Annotated in this window: 14 protein-coding genes; 6 read left to right on the forward strand and 8 right to left on the reverse strand. The window is 66.8% G+C overall.

Annotation, left to right across the window (positions count from 1 at the left end; genetic code table 11):
* Positions 1 to 104: 104 nt before the first annotated feature.
* Together MCBMB27_RS30320 and MCBMB27_RS25430 are read right to left on the reverse strand one after the other, a co-directional pair.
* On the reverse strand, positions 105 to 245 hold the full coding sequence (locus tag MCBMB27_RS30320; protein ID WP_164706328.1) for a hypothetical protein: 141 nt from the start codon (positions 243 to 245) through the stop codon (positions 105 to 107).
* Positions 246 to 650: 405 nt separating this feature from the next.
* On the reverse strand, positions 651 to 860 hold the full coding sequence (locus tag MCBMB27_RS25430; RefSeq protein WP_043755118.1) for a hypothetical protein: 210 nt from the start codon (positions 858 to 860) through the stop codon (positions 651 to 653).
* A 326-nt stretch (positions 861 to 1,186) separates the two neighbouring features.
* Here MCBMB27_RS25430 and MCBMB27_RS25435 point away from each other — a divergent pair, with 326 nt between their 5' ends.
* The 4 genes from MCBMB27_RS25435 to MCBMB27_RS25450 all read left to right on the forward strand — a co-directional run bounded on the left by MCBMB27_RS25435 (position 1,187) and on the right by MCBMB27_RS25450 (position 6,255).
* Positions 1,187 to 4,111, forward strand: coding sequence for a response regulator (locus MCBMB27_RS25435; protein ID WP_075381562.1), 2,925 nt, complete (start codon positions 1,187 to 1,189; stop codon positions 4,109 to 4,111).
* A gap of 49 nt (positions 4,112 to 4,160) precedes the next feature.
* A complete protein-coding gene (locus MCBMB27_RS25440) occupies positions 4,161 to 4,520 on the forward strand; it encodes a response regulator (protein ID WP_043346454.1) in 360 nt (119 codons plus the stop codon).
* A gap of 46 nt (positions 4,521 to 4,566) precedes the next feature.
* The gene (locus MCBMB27_RS25445; protein WP_075381563.1) at positions 4,567 to 5,622 is read left to right on the forward strand and encodes an adenylate/guanylate cyclase domain-containing protein; all 1,056 of its coding nucleotides are present in this window, start codon (positions 4,567 to 4,569) and stop codon (positions 5,620 to 5,622) included.
* 246 nt (positions 5,623 to 5,868) lie between these two features.
* A complete protein-coding gene (locus MCBMB27_RS25450) occupies positions 5,869 to 6,255 on the forward strand; it encodes a DUF1203 domain-containing protein (RefSeq protein WP_257787394.1) in 387 nt (128 codons plus the stop codon).
* A 75-nt stretch (positions 6,256 to 6,330) separates the two neighbouring features.
* Here MCBMB27_RS25450 and MCBMB27_RS25455 read toward each other — a convergent pair whose 3' ends face one another.
* The 4 genes from MCBMB27_RS25455 to MCBMB27_RS25470 all read right to left on the reverse strand — a co-directional run bounded on the left by MCBMB27_RS25455 (position 6,331) and on the right by MCBMB27_RS25470 (position 12,886).
* A complete protein-coding gene (locus tag MCBMB27_RS25455; RefSeq protein WP_075381565.1) occupies positions 6,331 to 9,192 on the reverse strand; it encodes a putative bifunctional diguanylate cyclase/phosphodiesterase in 2,862 nt (953 codons plus the stop codon).
* On the reverse strand, positions 9,189 to 9,998 hold the full coding sequence (locus MCBMB27_RS25460; protein WP_075381566.1) for a PstS family phosphate ABC transporter substrate-binding protein: 810 nt from the start codon (positions 9,996 to 9,998) through the stop codon (positions 9,189 to 9,191). The genes MCBMB27_RS25455 and MCBMB27_RS25460 overlap by 4 nt, the downstream gene beginning before the upstream one ends.
* A gap of 75 nt (positions 9,999 to 10,073) precedes the next feature.
* On the reverse strand, positions 10,074 to 11,111 hold the full coding sequence (locus MCBMB27_RS25465) for a 2Fe-2S iron-sulfur cluster-binding protein (protein WP_075381567.1): 1,038 nt from the start codon (positions 11,109 to 11,111) through the stop codon (positions 10,074 to 10,076).
* A gap of 14 nt (positions 11,112 to 11,125) precedes the next feature.
* The gene (locus MCBMB27_RS25470; RefSeq protein ID WP_075381568.1) at positions 11,126 to 12,886 is read right to left on the reverse strand and encodes an ethylbenzene dehydrogenase-related protein; all 1,761 of its coding nucleotides are present in this window, start codon (positions 12,884 to 12,886) and stop codon (positions 11,126 to 11,128) included.
* 847 nt (positions 12,887 to 13,733) lie between these two features.
* Between MCBMB27_RS25470 and MCBMB27_RS25475 the strand changes: the two genes are divergently transcribed.
* Positions 13,734 to 15,332, forward strand: a complete 1,599-nt coding sequence (locus MCBMB27_RS25475) for a porin (RefSeq protein ID WP_043347634.1) — start codon at positions 13,734 to 13,736, stop codon at positions 15,330 to 15,332.
* Between the two features lie 719 nt (positions 15,333 to 16,051).
* The gene (locus MCBMB27_RS25480) at positions 16,052 to 16,345 is read left to right on the forward strand and encodes a hypothetical protein (protein ID WP_043347631.1); all 294 of its coding nucleotides are present in this window, start codon (positions 16,052 to 16,054) and stop codon (positions 16,343 to 16,345) included.
* Between the two features lie 66 nt (positions 16,346 to 16,411).
* On the opposite strand, the gene MCBMB27_RS25485 is transcribed toward MCBMB27_RS25480, so the two are convergent.
* The gene (locus MCBMB27_RS25485; RefSeq protein ID WP_043382161.1) at positions 16,412 to 17,797 is read right to left on the reverse strand and encodes a sensor histidine kinase; all 1,386 of its coding nucleotides are present in this window, start codon (positions 17,795 to 17,797) and stop codon (positions 16,412 to 16,414) included.
* Positions 17,784 to 18,464, reverse strand: a complete 681-nt coding sequence (locus MCBMB27_RS25490) for a response regulator transcription factor (protein ID WP_043347627.1) — start codon at positions 18,462 to 18,464, stop codon at positions 17,784 to 17,786. Before MCBMB27_RS25490 ends, MCBMB27_RS25485 begins: the two co-directional genes overlap by 14 nt.
* Positions 18,465 to 18,488 lie beyond the last annotated feature (24 nt).

The raw sequence follows: 18,488 nt of genomic DNA on the forward strand, positions 1-18,488 counted from the left end.
GGCGCAGGGCGCGGCCAAGCCAATCTGCGGCGACCGCCCGGGTGCGGGACAGGACGGCGCTCCGGAGGGCCGGTCGTCCAAATCGAGCGCCGTAACCGAGGCGCTCATCGAGCGGTGAAGGGTTCGGGGATGTTCAGAGCCAGCAGCAGGACCGAGATGGCCGACCAAGCGCCGAGCGTGACGATCATCAGCGCGAAGACGCGGTCGGCCCGACATTCGGCGAGGATATGGCGGAGGATCTGCATGGGGGAGCTCCATCCGGGCATGTGCCCGGTGGCGCGATCACGTCCCCGTCGGCCGTGAGGATCCAAGACGGCTGCAGAGCATCCGGCGTAGGGATGTCATCAGGATCGCGAGCGACTGCGAGGTCAGGCGTCCCGTCGTCGGCGGCCGTGGTCTGCGGCTGTGCCGCCGGCGCCGTGGCAAGACCGAGGAAGCTCGGATCGAGTTCGTGCAGGAAGCAGGGCGGCGAGCTGTACGGGCCGACTTCCAGGTCGGCGCATGCGGAAGACGTAACCGTCGGCCCCTGCGGCCGGGATGCGTCTGAAGCCATGATTCGGCCCTTCCCGGTGCGGCTCGTCCGCGCCCGCGGCCGGACATCCGCATCGAAGCGGACGCCGACCTCTGCATCGTCCGTCTCGCGACCGGCCCTATGCCGGTTCGGTCTCGGGCTGCTCGGTCGAACTGAACACGACGTCGCCGGTCCGCTCGCAGATCACGCTCACCGACGTCGCACCCTTCTCCCGATGCTGGATGGGCAGTTGCGCCAGCGCGTAGGCCGTCGCCGCCTCAAGGTCGCACGGCCAGAGCTTGGTAAAGCTCTCGCGCTTTCCCTTACGAAAAGTGATCTTGTAGGCCATTATTTCCTCCGTTTTCACGGAAGATACACTGTACCTGACGCGACGCGACGCCTCGCCCAGACATGGCACCGATGCGTCCGGGGCGGGCACGGATGATCGGCGGCCGTGACGGACCGGCTGAAATCGACGGTCTGTTTCGAGTTGCCACACCTGTGGGCACATCGTTCACCGCAACGCGACAGCAGTTCTGACGCCGCTTGATCCGACAATTGGACCATGTAACGGTGTCGAATAATGAATAGCCAGGCTTCGGACAACGCGTGTGTCCGGCCTCACGCGGCAAGCCGCGGCGCCCTCGAAGCGTCGTTGTCAGGGTGGTCCGAGCCATGTCTCACACGCCGGCCGGGTCCCCGTTCGAGACGTCTGCGGATGCGCTGGGGGCCGCGATCCGGACAGCCGGATCGCCCGAGGACGGCGTCGCCAGGCACAAGCTCATCGAGGCTATCGAGAGCAGCTCCGAGGGGTTCGCGCTGTTCGATTCGGACGACCGCCTCGTCTTCTGCAACCGGCACTTCCAGGATTTCCATCCCGGCCTGTCGGCGATCATCGTCCCGGGCGTGACGTTCGTGGCCATCGCCCGAGCCGTCGCCGAGACCTGCATCGTGCGCGCAGACGGCACGACGGTCGAGGCGTGGCTGGCGGAGCGGATCGCCCGTTATCGCGCACCGCGCGGGCCGCTCCTCCAGCAGCGCGTCGATGGCCGCTGGGTTCAGGTCAGCGAGCGCAAGATCAACGACGGCGGCGTCGTTGCCGTCTACACCGACGTGACCGAGATCAAGCGTGCCGAGCAGGCGCTCCGGGCGACGCAGGGCCGGCTGACCTACCTGCTGACCGCGTCACCGTCGATGATCTGCAGTTTCGAGGTGGGCGGCCGCAACGCGCCGACCTTCATCAGCGAGAATGTACGCGATCTCCTCGGCTACGAGCCCGGCGATTATCTGGCCGGACCGGAATTCTGGCTGGAGCGGCTGCACCCCGAAGACCGGGAGCGCGTCCTCGGCGAATTCCCGCATCTGCTCGATCAGGGTCACAACGTCATCGAATACCGGTTCCTGCACGCGAACGGCACCTATCGCTGGGTCCGGGACGAGCAGCGCCTCCTGCGCGATCCGAACGGTCGGCCCGTCGAGGTGGTCGAGTCGTGGAGCGACATCACGGAGCGCAAGGAAGCCGAGCTGGCGCTTCAGAAGCAGACCGCCTTCGTCGAGCTGCTCCAGGCGGCGGCCGCAGCCGCCAACGAGGCGCCGACGGTGGCGGAGGCCCTGCGCTTCTGTCTGGAACGCGTCGCCCACCATGCCGGCTGGCCCCTCGGCCACGCCTACACCCGCGCCGATGACGGAAGCCGGGCCCTCCTGCCGACGGGGATCTGGCATTGCGACACGCCAGAAGGGTTCGCCCAGTTGCGCGCGGCGACGGCCGGGACGCCGCTCGGTCCGGGAACGGGCCTCGCCGGTCGCGTCTTGCTCTCCGGGGCTCCCGAATGGACCCTCGGCGATCCGACGCTGGCCGGAGATCCCCGCGCCCCGGCGGCCGCGCAGGACGGGGTCCGGGCGGGCTTCGGCTTTCCCGTGACGGTCGGGCGCGAGGTGGTGGCGGTGCTGGAATTCTTCGCCCGCGATGCATCGCCGCCGGACGCGTCGCTGCTGCGGGTGATGAGCAATATCGGCGCGCAGCTGGGTCGGGTGATCGAGCGCAAGCAGGCCGAGGAACGTCTGCGGCAGGCCAAGGAGGCGGCCGAGGAAGCCAGCCGCGCCAAGAGCAGCTTCCTGGCCAATATGAGCCACGAATTGCGCACGCCGCTCAATGCGATCATCGGCTTCACCCGGCTGGTGATGCGCCGGGCGAAGGACGCCCTGCCGGTGAAGCAGTTCGAGAACCTCGAGAAGATCCTGGCGAGTTCAGAGCACCTTCTCTCGCTGATCAACAGCATCCTCGATCTCGCCAAGGTCGAAGCGGGACGGATGGAGGTGAAACCGTCCGACTTCACGCTGGAGCCGGTCCTCGACCTCTGCCTCAGGACGGTCGAGCCCCTCGTCAAGAACGAGGGCGTGCAGCTCGTTCGGGATGTCCGGGATACGCCCGCGACCCTCCGGACCGACGAGGAGAAGCTGCGGCAGATCCTCATCAACCTGCTCAGCAACGCCATCAAGTTCACCGAGGCCGGATCGGTGACGCTGCGCGTCCGTCCGGTTGGCGAGAGTGTCGAATTCGCCGTGATCGACACCGGCATCGGCATTCCCGCCGACGCGCTGAATGCGATCTTCGAGGAGTTCCATCAGGTCGACAACAGCGCCACGCGCTCCCACAGCGGCACAGGCCTCGGTCTGGCGATCAGCCACCGGCTCGCCCGGCTGCTCGGCGGAAAGATCGGCGTCGAGAGCCGGGAAGGGGCGGGGTCGACCTTCACCCTCAGCATCCCGATGCGGATCGCCGGCGCCGCCGAGGGACCGCCGAGTCCGAGGCCGGCGCTCCCGGTAACGCCGGTGTCCCGGTCGGGCGCCAAGCTCGTGCTCGCGATCGACGACGATCCCAACGTCGTCTACCTGCTGCAGGAGAACCTCGCCGATGCCGGCTACACGGTCATCGGCGCGTCGAGCGGCCAGGACGGGTTGCTCAAGGCGCGGGAGCTGCAACCGCGCGCCATCACCCTCGACATCATGATGCCCGGCACCGACGGCTGGCAGGTGCTGCACGCGCTGAAGACCGATCCGCTGACGCGGGACATCCCGGTCGTGCTGATCTCGATCGTCGACCAGAAGGAGCTGGGCTTCCGCCTCGGAGCGACCGACTACATCGTGAAGCCGTTCGAGCGGGAAGCCCTGATCGGCGCCCTCGCGCGGATCGCCCCCGACAATGAGCGCATCCTCGTGATCGACGACGATCCCAACGTTCCCGACCTCGTGCGCCAGCTGCTCAACGCGGAGCAATGCACCGTCGATTGGGTAGCGGACGGGGCGGCCGGCCTGGAGCGTATCACTCAGGCCCGCCCGAGCGTCATCCTGCTCGACCTGCTGATGCCGCGGATGGACGGCCTCGCCTTCCTGGACGCCCTCCAGGCCGATCCGGTCGGCCGGACGATCCCCGTCGTGGTCCTGACAGCCGCATCCCTGGATACGGCCGAGCGCGACATGCTGCGGGAGCGGGTACTCGGACTGATCGACAAGAGCGGTCTCGACCGCGCCGCCCTGGTCCGCGAGGTGCGGCGCGTGCTGCCGGTCCTGGAGCTCGAGGCGGCCGACCGTGACCGATGAGCCGTCGGCTACGCCCTGCGCGCCGGTCCGCTCCCTCGGGGATCAACGCATGAAGCGAATACTTATCGTCGAGGATGTCGAACTCAATCGTGATCTGCTGACTCAATTGCTCGAGGACACGTACGAGCTTGTCATCGCGGTCGACGGCGCCGCCGGGGTCGAGATGGCGATCGCCCACCGGCCCGACCTCATCCTCATGGATCTGTCGCTGCCGCTCGTCGACGGCTGGGAGGCGACACGCCGCATCAAGGCCAACGCGTCCACCGCCGCCATCCCGGTGGTGGCGATCACCGCCAACGCGATGACGGGCGACGAGGATCGGGCGCGAGCGGCCGGCTGCGACGACTTCATGACCAAGCCCGTCGACGAAGACCTGTTGTTCGCCAAGTTGCGGCACTGGCTCGATTGAGCCCGGCCGATCCGGCCGCAGTCTCGCGCCGGAGGGAGAAGAACCTGTGGAGCCAGCCCGCATCCTCATCGTCGACGATGAGCCCTTCAACCTCGACCTGCTGGAACAGGAACTGGAAATCCTGGGCCACACGAGCGTCCGTGCGGCCAACGGACGAGCCGCCCTCGACCGGCTGAGCGAGGAGCCGTTCGACCTCGTCCTCCTCGACGTGATGATGCCGGCTCTCGACGGCTATGCCGTGCTCGAACGGATGAAGGCCCACGAGGCATGGCGCCACACGCCGGTGGTGATGATCTCCGCGCTGATGGAGATCGGCAGCATCGTCCGATGCATCGAACTCGGCGCCTTCGACTACCTCCCGAAGCCCTTCGAGCCGGTGATCCTGGAAGCTCGCATCCGCTCGTGCCTGGAGCGGAAGCGGGCGCATGACCGCGAGATTGCACACCTGCGAACGATCGAGCGTGAGCGCAAGCGGGCCGACGAACTGCTTCATGCCATCCTGCCGGTCTCGGCCGTGTCGGAACTGATGGAGACCGGACAGGTCAAGCCGCGCCTGTTCGGCGACGTCGCCGTCCTGTTCGTCGACCTCGTGGGTTTCACGACGTGGTGCCATGGTCAGACACCGGACGTCGTCGTCGCGGAGATCCAGCGCCTGGCCGAAGCGTTCGAGGTCGTTGCGCAGGCGCGGGGCCTCGAGAACATCAAGACCATCGGCGATGCCTTCATGGCAACGGCGAACCTGCTGCGGGAACATGCCGACCCGGTCACGGCCGCGATCCGATGCGCCGCCGACATGGTGGCGGTCGCGGCGGCCGGAGAGCCCGGCTGGCGGATCCGCGGTGGACTCCATATCGGGCCGGTGGTCGGTGGGATCGTCGGCCGGACGAAGTTCACGTTCGATCTCTGGGGCGACACGGTCAACGTCGCGGCGCGCCTGTCGGGCCTCGGCGAGGGAACCGCGCTGCATCTGTCGCACGCGGCGTTTCTGCGCCTGCCCGACCGGCGGAGCGTCCGGCCGATCGGCGCGGTGACGCTCAAGGGCAAGGGCGCGGTCGAAGTCTATCGCCACACGCTGCGTCCAGGCGATCCGGACCCCGCCTGAAGCGCGTGCGGCTGCGCGCGTCGCCGTCTCGCGCACGGGCCTTCACGAATCGTCCTCGCCAGACGTGCATCGGCGGACCTGATTGCACAGCAAGAAGCGGGATGCGGCACCTCTGCCACGCGCCTTACGGCAGGTCGCGGAGGAAGAGAGATGACCAGATTTCGATGTGTTCCGATCGAGACGGCGACGGCGGACCGCTTCCGTCGCACGGGCTTCGATGACCGGGGCAACCCGATCCGGCGGATCATGGCGACGGCGAGCGGTCAATTTCCCTGTCGACATTGTCTCAAACTTGCAAAAGCCGGTGAGAACATGCTGCTGGGATCCTACGATCTCCGGCAGCCGCTCGGCATCTACTGGACCCCGAGTCCGATCTTCCTGCACGAGAGGGAGTGCCCGTATACGGAGACGGTCGACGCGGTCGCGCCCATCGTTCGTGCGAATCCGCTCGTCTCCGTTCGGGCCTACGACGCCGATCACCTCTGTCTCTACGATCTCGGACAGGTCTGCCCAGGCGGCGATGTTGCGGAGCCGCTTCGACGCGCCCTCGACGACCCGCGGACGCTCTTCGTCAACATCCACACCGCCCGGCCCGGCTGTCTGCTGTCGCGGGTGGAACGGGTGACGGACTGAGCCGGAGCGGGCCATATCGGCCCGCTGCGCGCGCGAACCGCCCGAGCGCTGCGGGCCGTCGGGCACTCGGTGCCTTCAGGCCGCGGCGTTCAACGCGTTCTGCGTGTTGATGAAGTCGGGTACGTCGGCCGCCGGGATCGGCCGGCTCAGCAGATAGCCCTGAACCTCCGAGAATCCGCTCGCCCGCAGCCGGGCCAGCTGTTCCGGCGTCTCGACGCCCTCGGCCGTCGTGGTGATCTTCAGGCTGCGACCGAGTTCGGCAACGACGTGGACGATGGCAGCCGCCTCGTCCTTCTCCAAGAGATTCCGCACGAATGACTGATCCAGCTTGATCTTGTCGAAGCGGAAGGTGTTCAGCGAGCTCAGGGACGAGTAGCCGGTCCCGAAATCGTCCATCGAGAACCGCACGCCCAGGCGACGCAGGCGGGTCAGCATATCGAAGCTCGCCTGATCCTGGCTTAGGATCACGGATTCGGTGATCTCGAGTTCGAGCCGCTGGCTCGGCAGTCGGGTCGTGCGCAGAACCTCCTCGACGAACCGGTCGAGATTGCCTTCGCGGAACTGGATCGGCGAGATGTTGACGGCGACACGCTGCTTGCCCGGCCACCCCATCGCGTCCGCGCAGGCCTTTTGCAGGACGTAAGCGCCGAGGGCGTCGATCAGCCCGGTCGCCTCGGCGACCGGAATGAACTCCCCAGGCGAGATCATGCCCCGCTCCGGGTGATGCCAGCGGGCCAGAGCCTCGAAACTGGTCACCGCGTTCGTCGCCAGATCGAACAGCGGCTGATAATGCAGCGCGATCTGGTCGGTCCCGATCGCCAGCCGCAACTCCCGTTCGAGCCAGCGTCGCTGATTCTGGCGTTCCTCCATTTCCGGCTCGAAGACGCGGACGCGCCGGCCACCGTCGGCCTTGGCTGCATAGAGGGCGACGTCGGCGCGACGCAGGAGATCGTCGCCGTCGGCATCGTCCGCCGCGGAGACCGCGAGCCCAAGACTCGCATCGACGGACACGAACTGTCCGGCGAGGATGAACGGCCGCCTGAGCTGGGTGAGGACCTCGTCCGCCAGCGCGAGAACGCCGGCCGGTAAATCCGCCTCCGAGAGGACCACGGCGAATTCGTCACCGCCGAGCCGCGCGACGGTGCCGCCGGGCGGGCAGAGCACGGTCAGCCGTCGACCGACCTGCCGGAGCAATTCGTCGCCTGCCGGGTGGCCCAGGGTGTCGTTGATCCCCTTGAAGTCGTCGAGGTCGAGGCAGATCACGGTCACCGCCCGGCCGTCATGCGCATGGCCTGCCAAGGCCGCGGCCAAGCGATCCGCAAGCAGGGCCCGGTTGGAGAGACCCGTCAGGGCGTCGTGGGTCGCGAGATGGGCGATCCGGGCTTGGGCCGTCACGCTCGCGGTGACGTCCTCATGCGTTTCCACCCAGCCGCCATCCGCCATGGGCTCGACGGTGATCTCGACGCATCGCTCGTCCGCGAGCGTCCTGGTCAGAGACCGCCGGTGCGGGCGGCTCTCCGGACCCAACCAATCCGCAAGACCGGCCAGCTGGCGGACATCCGCATGCGTCGGTTCGGCTTCGAGCGCATCCGGAGCGATATTGTAGATCCGGCAGAACTGCGCGTTGAACACCTTGAGGCGACCATGGGCGCCGAACATGCACAGGCCCTGGGACATGTTGTTCAGGGCCGCATCGAACCGCTCGTTCTGCTCCTGCAGCTGCCGCTCGCGCTCCGTCAGGATCGTGTTCTGCCGGAAGACGTCGTCGCGCAGCTGATCCCGCTCCGACAGGGAATGTTCGAGCACGACGACGGCGCGGGCGATGTCGCCGACCTCGTCCGCGCGGTCGATATCGGGCACGCTGACGTGCCAGTTCCCGCGCGCCACCTCGGACACCGTCTGCGTGATGCGCACCAGCGGACGGGTGATCCGGCTGGACAGGATGAGCAGGACCAGGGCGACAAGGCATAGGGTCAGGCCCGCGACGACGCTGAGCGTCCTGAGGAGCGAGCGGGAACTCTCCTCGCCGATGCCGACGACCTTTCCGGTGAGCTGCTGCAACTCACGCAGCGGCGCCGCGACGCAGAGACGGAGATCCGGAGGCAGAGGAAGGCAGCGCGCGACCTTCTCGGCCCCGACGACGGCGTGCAGATCCGCGCCCGAGATGTCGCCGAGCCGCGCGTCGGCGACGTCGGCACCGGCCGAGGAGAGGAGGCTTTGCCCCGACAGGATCAGCACGTCGCGTCCGCTCAGCGATGCGAAGGCGGTCAGGGTCGGCTCGTGCGGTCGCAGGACGCGATAACCGACCAGTCCGCCGATCACGTCGCCGAACTCGTCGAACAGCGGCTGGCCGAAGACATCGGCGACCGCACCGGACTCTTCGGCGGCGAGCGCCTTCGCGAGGCCCTCGTCCCAGCGCAGGGTCAGCACAAACCCATTTGCGTGCTCCCGGTCGTTCCCGGCGATCACGGCGCGCAACGCGGTGGCGACGGCCGTCGTCCCGAAGGCCGCATTGGCGGCGAGGAGATCCGCATCGACGCGGTCGGCGGTGAGGGCGCGCAGGTTGACGTCGAAGGCGATCGCCCCGTCGACATCCGCCAGGGCGAGGGCGGGCCGCATGAGCTCCGACGCCGCCACCGTGTTGCCGGAGAACACAGCCTTCACCACATCCCAGCGCTTCGCCATGGTGGCGAAGCGGCGCTCGACATCCTCGCGCTGCATCGCGAGCCGGGCCGCGGCGAGCTTGGCATCGCTCAGGAGGCGATCGGAGAGCTGGGTTTCGGACCAGGTCGTGACTTCCTGCGCCTGTTCCCGCAACGTCTGCTCGGAGCGGAGAACCACGAGGAAAACGAGAGCCGCGAGTGCGATCGCGGCCGTCGAGAGCGTCGCACCGACGAGGCGTGCGCGCAGGGATCGCGAGAAGACGGTGCCCGTCACGGCTTGAGCGGGGCGCCGCCCCGCTCCGCCATCAGCTGCCCGGCGCGATCCGACGTTGCGAAGGCGAGGAACGCCGACGCCTCCGCGTCTCTCGTGGCGGTCTTGTAGATGAGCGCCAGGGTCACCGCGCTGGGATAGCCCGGGTCACGCGGCACCCTGCCGTCGATCGACAGAACCGTGAAATCGCTTGCCAGATTCGGAGAGAAAGGGCCGAATCCGATGGCGCCGGGCGTATCCCGAACGGTCGCGATCGCGTCCTGCGTGGTGGTCGCGGTCTTCGAGCGGCTGGTCAGGACGAGATCACGCCAGCCCGGCATGGTCGCCCGGAGCACCGACAGCGTGCTGTCGGTCTCCTCGCGGCGGACCACCCGGATCTTCAGATCGGGCCCGCCGAGGGCACTCCAGTTGTCGATCCCGCCCGAGAAGACCGCGGCCACCTGCGCGCTCGTCAACGTCGCCACGCCGACACCGCGATGAACGAAGATGGCCGACGGAATTCGGATGAGCGGCACCTCCACGAGGCCCTGCGCCTTCTCCGTCTCGGTGAGCGGACGCGCGACCCGCCCGAGCTTCTGGCGCTCACCGCCCACGCTCGCCACGGCCCCCCCGGAGCCAATGCTCGGGGGAACCGAGACGCGGGCTTGGCCATGCTCCGCATTGTAGGAATCGGCGACGGCCTGGAGCATCTCGATCCCGTCGCCCGTACCCACGATCGGCAGATCCTCCGCCCGGACGCCGGTCGACGCGGTGAGGAGGAGAATGGCGAGCGCGGTAGCGCTTCGAACGTTCGCGAATATGGGGCCCATTGCCGCAGAATGCGTCTCGAATGCTTAACCTCGAGTCACCAACTAGGTTGCTTTGAAGATGTGGTTGACGATCTGCTAGGCGACCGGATCCGTTTTCGCGGTCCGATTACCTGCCACGCGCTGGAGAAAACGCTGGAGGAAGTTCGTGTCGGACGGCGGGCTCCGGTCCGGCTTGTGTGTCGCGGCGTAGAACGGATCAGCGTAGCAGGTCGCACCGGTCGCGGCCGCCAGGAACTGCACCGCCGCGACCATCTCGGGGGCGCCGGCGGCCAGAACCGTGTCTTCCCGTGTGAGCCTCGGCAGATGGAGGGTCGGCCTGCCGGCTCGGGCGTCGGAGGGCGGGTTGCGACCGCTGCACGTCAAGATCGTCACCGCCCCCCGGTCGCGCAGCCATTCCAGGGCCGGACGCATGTAGAGATTCTGCGGCTCGCGCGTGCCGGCCACGACGAGCAGGTCGCGCTCCGGCTCGCGCAGGCGGCTCGCTCGGGCGACGGCCCAGGCGGGCGCAAAGCCGACGCCGGACGAAACGACGACGAGACGGCCGCGCCCCAACCTGTGAAACGCGGTTCCGAACGGACCCTCGACCTTCACGGCGGTTCCCCGTCCGATCCGTCCGCCGAGCTGCGGCGACACCACGCCGTCGGGCTGCCGGCGGATCTGGAAGATCAATTCGTTCAGTTCGCCGGATCCGTCCACGCGCAGGGTCGGGCTGTAGTCGCGGGCGGGCAGGCCGGCGAAGGAGACGCGAAGGTACTGTCCCGGTAGATAGATCAGCCGCTTGCGCAACGCGACCGTGACCTCGACGATCTCGGCAGTGAGCTCGACCACGCTGTCCACGATGCCGGCCCGCCGCACGACGTCGGGAACCTCGTCGAACTCGATGGCGATGTCCGCGGTCAGGCGCGCCCGGCACGCCAGGACGGTGTCGCCGATGCGGGTTCCGGCATCGTCCACCGAGCCGGAATGGATCCGGACCCGGCAGGTGTCGCACTGACCGGTGGCGCAATCGTGCGGGATCGCTTGGCCGGATGCCAGACCCGCGTCGAGGAGGGTCTGTCCGGCGCCGGCGCTGATGGGCCGGCCATTGACGACGAGGGAGACGCGATCGGTCATGCTGCGATCCCGCGTCAGCGCAGCAGGACTTCGACCGGCCGCATGTGCCGCGTGTGGCGGGTCTGCGTGTGATCGAAGGCCGAGACGTAGAGGAAGAACTTGCTGCCGGGCAGGAAATCGACGTCGTACTTGCTGCCGGTCGCGATCTTGCGCGAGGCCACCAGGGTCCAATGGTCGTCAGCCCAGTCGGCCGCCGCCGAGATTCCGGCCCGATCGCCCGAATAGCCGTCTGTCATGAGTACACCCGGCATGACGGTCCCGACCGGTATCTCTGCGTCGCCGGCCGCCGAGTAGGCAACCGTCTCGGTCTTCTCGACCATCCACCAAGCCGAACCCGGCGCGGTACTGGCATCGAGGCCCAGATCGATGGTCCCGAGCCTGGCCACGGTGGCCCGCCAGTCCTTGGGCAGCCGCAGCGGCTCGACGGCGCCTTCGTAGCCACCGGGGCCCTCGAAGCGGAAATTGTAGCGGTACGTGCTTGTGCCGGGATCGCCCCAATAGCCCGCCTGGTAGCGGCCCTTCACAGCCCGCTCCGCGGCGGTCGGCTCGGTGGGCGGCCCGATATGCATGTCCTCGACGACGCCCAGCATGCCGCCCCGGGCCGCCTTCCACTGCCACATGTCGATGTAGCTGCCGTCGGTGGTGTAGTGGTAGCCGCGGCCGTTCAGAGGCGCGGGGGCGTCCGGCAGGGGGCGGGCACCGAGATGGGTCGAGCCGCCGCTGCCGAAGGCATCGGAGCGCGAGAAGATCACGGCGAGCTTGTCTTCGTAGTATCCGGTCACGTCCGCCTTGGCGGCGTCCGCGTCGAGGAGATGCCAGCCGTCGGCCTTCTTGATCATCGGGACGCGCTTCAGCGAGCGGGAGGGGTCCCACCACCGAAAAGCGAAGTAGACGTTCGCCCCATCGCGCACCGCGCGGATCTCCACGGTGGTCTCGCCGGTGCCGCCGAAATTGGCGCCCTGCATCGTCCGGACTGAAACCGGTCGGGCGGTGCGCCAGACGGGATCGTCGAGGAGCTTCGACAGGTCGGGGCCGACCGAAACCTTGTCGACCACGAGGGTGGAGCGACCCGTCAGATCTGCCCAGGCCAGCAAACCCACCACGGGCAGGCCGACGATTGCGGCCGCCAGCAAGGGCCGACGGCGGCGGGTCGCCCCGTCCGCCAGGGGCGCGGGGCGGAAGAGCCGCAGGAGCTGCCACAGCCCGCCATACATGAAATGCGCGAGGGTGTGGATGGCGATGTAGGCCAGCGCGCCCAGGGCGCAGGTGGCGTGCAGCCAGACGACCCAGCCGCCATAGCCGAGATAGAGCGCGATGCCGGTGCCGGTCAGGACGAGGGTGACGGCATAGATCAGCCAGTGCAGGGCGACGTTGACGCCACCCCACCGCGCCTTCCGCGCCGCCTTGCTCCGGCCGCTGACGCGGATCGCGCGGAGCCGGGACAGGCCATTGCGATCCGTGAGACGTCCGCGCACGAGGTAGACGACATAGGCCGTGATCGCGAAGAACAGGGTGAGACCAGCCACGAAGTGCACGGTCCAGACTTCGCCCTGCGGCAGAAACGGGGCCAGGAATTTCGCGGTGCGCGCCACAGGAGCGTCGGCCGAGATGCGCAAGCCCGTGAGCAGGCTCGCAACCATCGCGCCGGCGACGATCCAATGGATGAGGATCGTGCCGGTATCGGAGCGGGGATGCCGGTCGAGGCGCACGCCCGGTTCGGACATTGCCGCGGCGCCACGAGGCCGATGGGGCGCGAGGGTCAGCGGTTCCGACATTCGATCCTCCGCTCAATCGGTGCAATTTATCCGACCTGCGTTAGGACTTTGTAAATCATAGACCACACCCGGCGATATGGCCGAGCTTTCAAATCCGAGATTCCTCGCGGATATGCTTAACGGCGCCGTCCTGAGCGATCGACCGAATCCCCCGTGGCGAAACGGTTCGGCCATCGTGGTTCGGCGACCGATGGCATCGGCCGCGCCATCGTTTCCATTCGGGGTCCGCTGATGCCCGCGGGCAATGGCCGGCGGATCCATGTCGCATCCTGCCGGCCTGCTCCGTCCGGCTGGTAGGGCGGGCCGGCCATCGAGCGAGATCGGCACGGCATTCGATCAATGCACGCTCAGGAGCGTCAGCGCCTCCCTCGAGAGCATGATTGCAGAGGCTTTCGGTCTCCCCGGACCGATGGGGCCGCCGGCGGGAACGCGGGGCGCGGACGGCGATCCGTTTCGATGGTTGCGCGTGACATCGCGACGACGGACAGGCGCCGTGGCGCCGCCGCTCACCCGGACGATCGGCGATCCCGTCCGCGGCTTCCCCCTGAGTAGGACCTTGCCTGGCCGCGGAAACGTCGCAACCGCAAAGCCCCGCGCTTCGTCGTCGTTTCAAGATTCAGATACAAAAACAAATTTAAGGAACCGAATTGTAGTTGAAAAATACAATTCTAATTTATTTGTAAAATCATTACTTGATAGATACGGTCAAGCTGCCGATCGATAGGCCGGCCAAATCTCCAAAACACTGCGACGTCGCATCGTGCCGGTCATCCCGCACGCGCGTGAACGCGGATCATTGGGTTGACGCTGGCACCTCCATAGCCACGGCGTCGGATGCGGGGACACCATGACCAAAATCAAGGCGCTGTTACTGGGCTCTTCAGCTCTGATGCTTCCGATTGCAGGCGCACAAGCCGCAGATTTGCCGACCCTGAAGTCAGCGCCAGTCGAATTTGTGCGTGTATGCAACGCGTACGGAGCGGGCTTTTTCTATATTCCCGGCACTGATACCTGCCTCCGCATATCCGGCAGGGCGCGGTATGACTTCCTATATCAGACCAGCAAAGTCCGCACCGGCGGTGGCGGCGACCTGACCGGATATCTGGGCCTGATGCGGATCAACCTCGATGCGCGGACCCAGACCGATTACGGAACCCTGAGAGCCTTCCTGCGGGTCGACGTCGCCAACCGCAGCGGCCCGTTCCTGACCTCCGGATCCCGGCAGCGCGAGAGCCTGGCGATCGCCGGACTCGGCGCCGACGCGTTCGGGCGCACGCAAACCTACATCAACGCCGACAAGGCGTTCATTCAGTTCGCCGGCCTGACCGCGGGCCGCGCCTCCTCGTTCTTCGACTTCTATGCCCACGACTTCGAGCTGATCGGCGGAACGGCCGGATCCGACACGTTCAGCACGAACCTGCTCGCCTATTCGGCGACGCTCGGGAACGGCGTCACCCTGACGGCCTCCATGGAAGACCCGGTCTATCGCCGCTTCCCGATCTTCGGCACGGGGGCCGCTGTCGGCGCCTTCACGGCGGGCGGCGGGTTCGCGGGCTACAGCAACGCCTTCAACCCGTTCACGCCCGCGACCTTCCTCGCACCGATCGTGGTCGGTCCCGGCAACGTGGCTTTCGTCGATGTGACCCAGAAAAGCCGGATGCCCGACTTCATCGGCGTGGCACGCATCGATCAGGCCTGGGGATCCGCCCAGGTGTCGGCCGCCGTCCACGAGATCAATGCGGGCGATGCCGGAAGCACGGTGGGGGGCATCACCACGGCCACCACCGGTCTCGGCATATCGCCCACGGGACGCGCGTCGAACGCCTATGGATGGGCGGTCCAGGGCGGCCTGAAGGTCAATCTGCCGTTCATCGCGACGGGCGATACGCTGTACCTTCAGGGCGCCTACGGCCAGGGTGCCATCGCCTATACGGGCATCTCGAACTACACGGCTCCGTACGATGCCCTCGGCGCAGCGCCCGTGGGTGGCGGCTCGTTCGCCCAATACTACGCCGATGCGGTCCTCAACCCCACCACGGGCCGTCTCGAGCTGTCGACGTCATTTTCGGCCGTCGCGTCGATGCTCCACTACTGGTCACCGGCCTGGCGGTCGGCCTTCTTCGGAAGCTACGCTCAGATCGATTACAATTCGAAGGGCCGCAATGCCCTCGGCCTCCTGGGCTTCGGCTTCGCACCGGCCGGCGCCAGTGCCTCCAATGCCCTGGCCTTCGCCACAAGCCCTGTCCTGAGAGGAAACAACCAGATCATCACCGGCGCGAGCCTGATCTGGACTCCGGTGAAGGACCTGGATATCGGGGTCGAAGGTGAGTACATCCGCACCGCCCTCAACAATGGTGTGACGCCCGACATCTCGAAGAACGCGCTGCGCTACGTGAGTTCTCAGGACGCGGCCCAGTTCCGCTTCCGCGTGCAGCGGGACTTCTGAGCACCAGCGACGCGCGCAACCACTCACAACAAGAAATCCCGAGCCCAGCCATTCGGCTGGGCTTCTGTTTGACCGGAAGACGCTTGGAAATTTTCGCTTTTGTTCGGCAAATAAAACTTCTTTTAATTGATACTGCCGAGGAATGAGCTACAACCAATACAGCTCTTCGGCGGCTCGCTTCGCCTCCGGTCGAGCAGATGCTACGGTTTCAGATCGGCGGGCCCGGGTACCAGGGCAGGCCCGACCTGATCCAAAGCTTCAGACCCAAAAGACTCTGCCGACCGGGTAACCGGTCGGCTTTTTCATGTTCGACGCCGGCCGGCATCCAGGTGAGCGATCTCCTGCGCCATCTCCCGGGTCAAAGACCGGATTTTGCAGGCCTTCGAGCGCCACCCCGCACAGCGTCTCAAGCCGCACAGGCGTGTTGCGCAACCGTCGGGCGTTGTCGGCCCGAAAAGCCGTCGCTTCGTTCACCGAGCCAAATGCCAGCAAACCCCATGCAGAGGGCCGCGTCCGCGATCCCGACGCGGCGGGCTCGAACGCTGTTCGCGCTGCACTCCGCCTTCGCCAAGGTCAAAAATTCAAAAATCCTTTCAAGATTGAAGCCGAAACAAAGAGCGAAAGAATTATTCTGCAATAAAATATAGCATTTAAACCGTCTGTGCTGCATGTATTACTCACGTCGCCGGTTCGCGACAGAACAAAGACGGGAGATTATCATGAAGAACATTGTCCTGGCCTGTTCCATGGGCGCCATGCTGATCGCGGCTCCGGCGTTCGCGCAGGATGGAGGTCCGTCGATCGATCCGAGCCTCATCATCCGGACAAACGGCAGCGGTCTCGACGCTTGGTCCGCCTCCGAGGGCAACGACAAAGCCGGCGGCATGTGGGAAGGCGCGACCGGCTACAGCGCGGCCGTTCAGCGGCCCGCCTCGATCGGGACGGTCCCGGCCAATCCTCAGTGGAGCCGCTACAACACCCGCGAGCGTCGACACGGGCGGTCGTCCTACTGAGACGCCGCATCGAAGGCTCCGCGCGCCCGGCGCTCCTCATGACGGGAGTGGCCGGGCGCGGCGGCGCTAGAGGGCGGGGGCGGGGACAAGGTCGATGGACGGCGTGTTCGCGACCGTGCGGGCCCATCGGAAGGTGACGCAGCAGCCGGCGCCGTCGCTGGCGATGTCGAAGGTGGCACTGTGGAGCCGCGCGATGGAATCGACCAAGCTCAGGCCGATCCCGAAGCCGCTCTTGTCGGTCTTCAAGGCACCGCGACGGTACCGCGCCCGCACCGCGCTGAGTTCGTCCGCCGGGATGCCGCAGCCGGTATCGACGACGCGGATGCCCGCCGGATGCTGGAGCAGCGTGACCGCGACCTCTCCGCCGGCCGGGGTGAACTTCAAGGCGTTGTCGATCAAGTTGCTCGCCGCCTCGAAGATCAGGCTGCGATCACCCTCCACGAGGCAGGGCCCGTCCGGCCGCTCCCAGCGCATCCGGATGCCGCGCTCCACGGCCAGCGGCTCGTAATACTCGACGGCGTCCTCGAGCAAACGCCCGAGATCGACCTCGGTGAAGCCCGATCGGCGCAGTCGGTCCTCCATCTCCGAAATCCGCAGCAGCGCCGAGAAGCGCACGACGATCGACTTGACCTCGGCAAGCACGTCCTCGTTGCAGGCCCGGAAGGCCTCGACGCTGTCGGCCTTGCGCAGCGACCGTTCCAGCGTGCCGACCACCCGTGTCAGCGGAGTCCGCAGGTCGTGGGCGATGTTCTCGTTGACACCCTTGATCTCCAGCATCAGCCGCTGAAGCTGATCCAGCATGTCGTTGACCACACGCGTGAGGTGCGCGAGGTCGGCCGAGACGCCGCGCGTCGGCAGTCGCTCGCTCAGATCGCCCCGCATGATGCGCTCCACCGCCTTGGTGATCGCATCGTTCTGCCGCAGGGAGCCGGCCCCGAAGACCACGGCGCCGATCAGACCGATGACGATGGTGGCGATCATGCCCCAGACGAAGGTCTCGACCAGCGCCTTTTCCAGGGTCTCCAGATCCTTGGCAGACCGGCTGACGAGGACATACTCGCCGCTCGGCAGCTCCGTGAGTTGGCTGAACAGCGCGCGGGTGCCGTGATCCGTCGGCTGTGACAGGATGAACGGCCGGCCAACCGGCGCCGTGACCGGGAAGGGGATCGGTGCGCCGGCCCGGCGCGTCTGATCGGGCCCGAACAGCACCAGCGGGCGGCCGCCTTCGGCGAAATCCTCGGAGGCGTCGATCCGTTCGCGCAGCGCGCGCGGGGACAGCCCCAGAAGATGCTTCGACTCCCATCCCACCCATTCGAACGCGGCCTTGCGGCCGTAGCTGCGGGTGTCGACGTACAGGAAGGCCGACAGCGCGAGCGACGCGGTTCCGAAGGTCGCGAAGAACAGGCAGGCGACCCGGAAGCCGCTCGTGCGCCGGACTTCAAGCAGGCGCACGGAGGATGAAGCCTGTGTTGCGCACGGTATGGATGCGGGGGTTGAGCCCGTCGGGATCGAGTTTCTTCCGGATCTTGCCGATATGGACGTCGATGACGCTCGACTGGTGATTGAAGCTGTAGCCCCAGACGGATTCGAAGATCATTTTCCGGCTGACGAGGGTGCCGGCGTTCTGCATGAGGAACTCGATGATCGCGAATTCCTTGGGCAGGAGTTCGATCTCGCGCTCGGCGCAGTAGAGGACGCGGTCGATCAGATCGAGGCGGAGATCGCCGACGACGAGTTCGTTGACCGCCTCGGCGGCCATCTTGCGGCGGGCCAGCGCGTCGACGCGGGCGGTGAGTTCGATGAACTCGAACGGCTTGGCGAGGTAGTCGTCGCCGCCGGCGCGCAGGCCGTCGACGCGCTCGTTGACGGCCGAGAGGGCGCTGAGGATCAGGACCGGCGTCGACACCTTGGCGGCGCGCAGCTTGGTCAGCAGCGACAGGCCGTCAATCTCCGGAAGCATCCGGTCCAGAACGATCACGTCAAATTTACCGTCGAGGGCCTTGCGTAATCCGATACTGCCGCTTGGGGCCTCGTCAACCTGAAATCCATATTCCGCGAGTGCCGATCCGATCTCGGCCGCGACCCGCCGGTCGTCCTCTACCACCAATACGCTGGCCATCCGTTTTTCCTTCTTATTTTGTAT

This window comes from Methylobacterium phyllosphaerae (genome assembly GCF_001936175.1).
Lineage (GTDB): Bacteria > Pseudomonadota > Alphaproteobacteria > Rhizobiales > Beijerinckiaceae > Methylobacterium > Methylobacterium fujisawaense.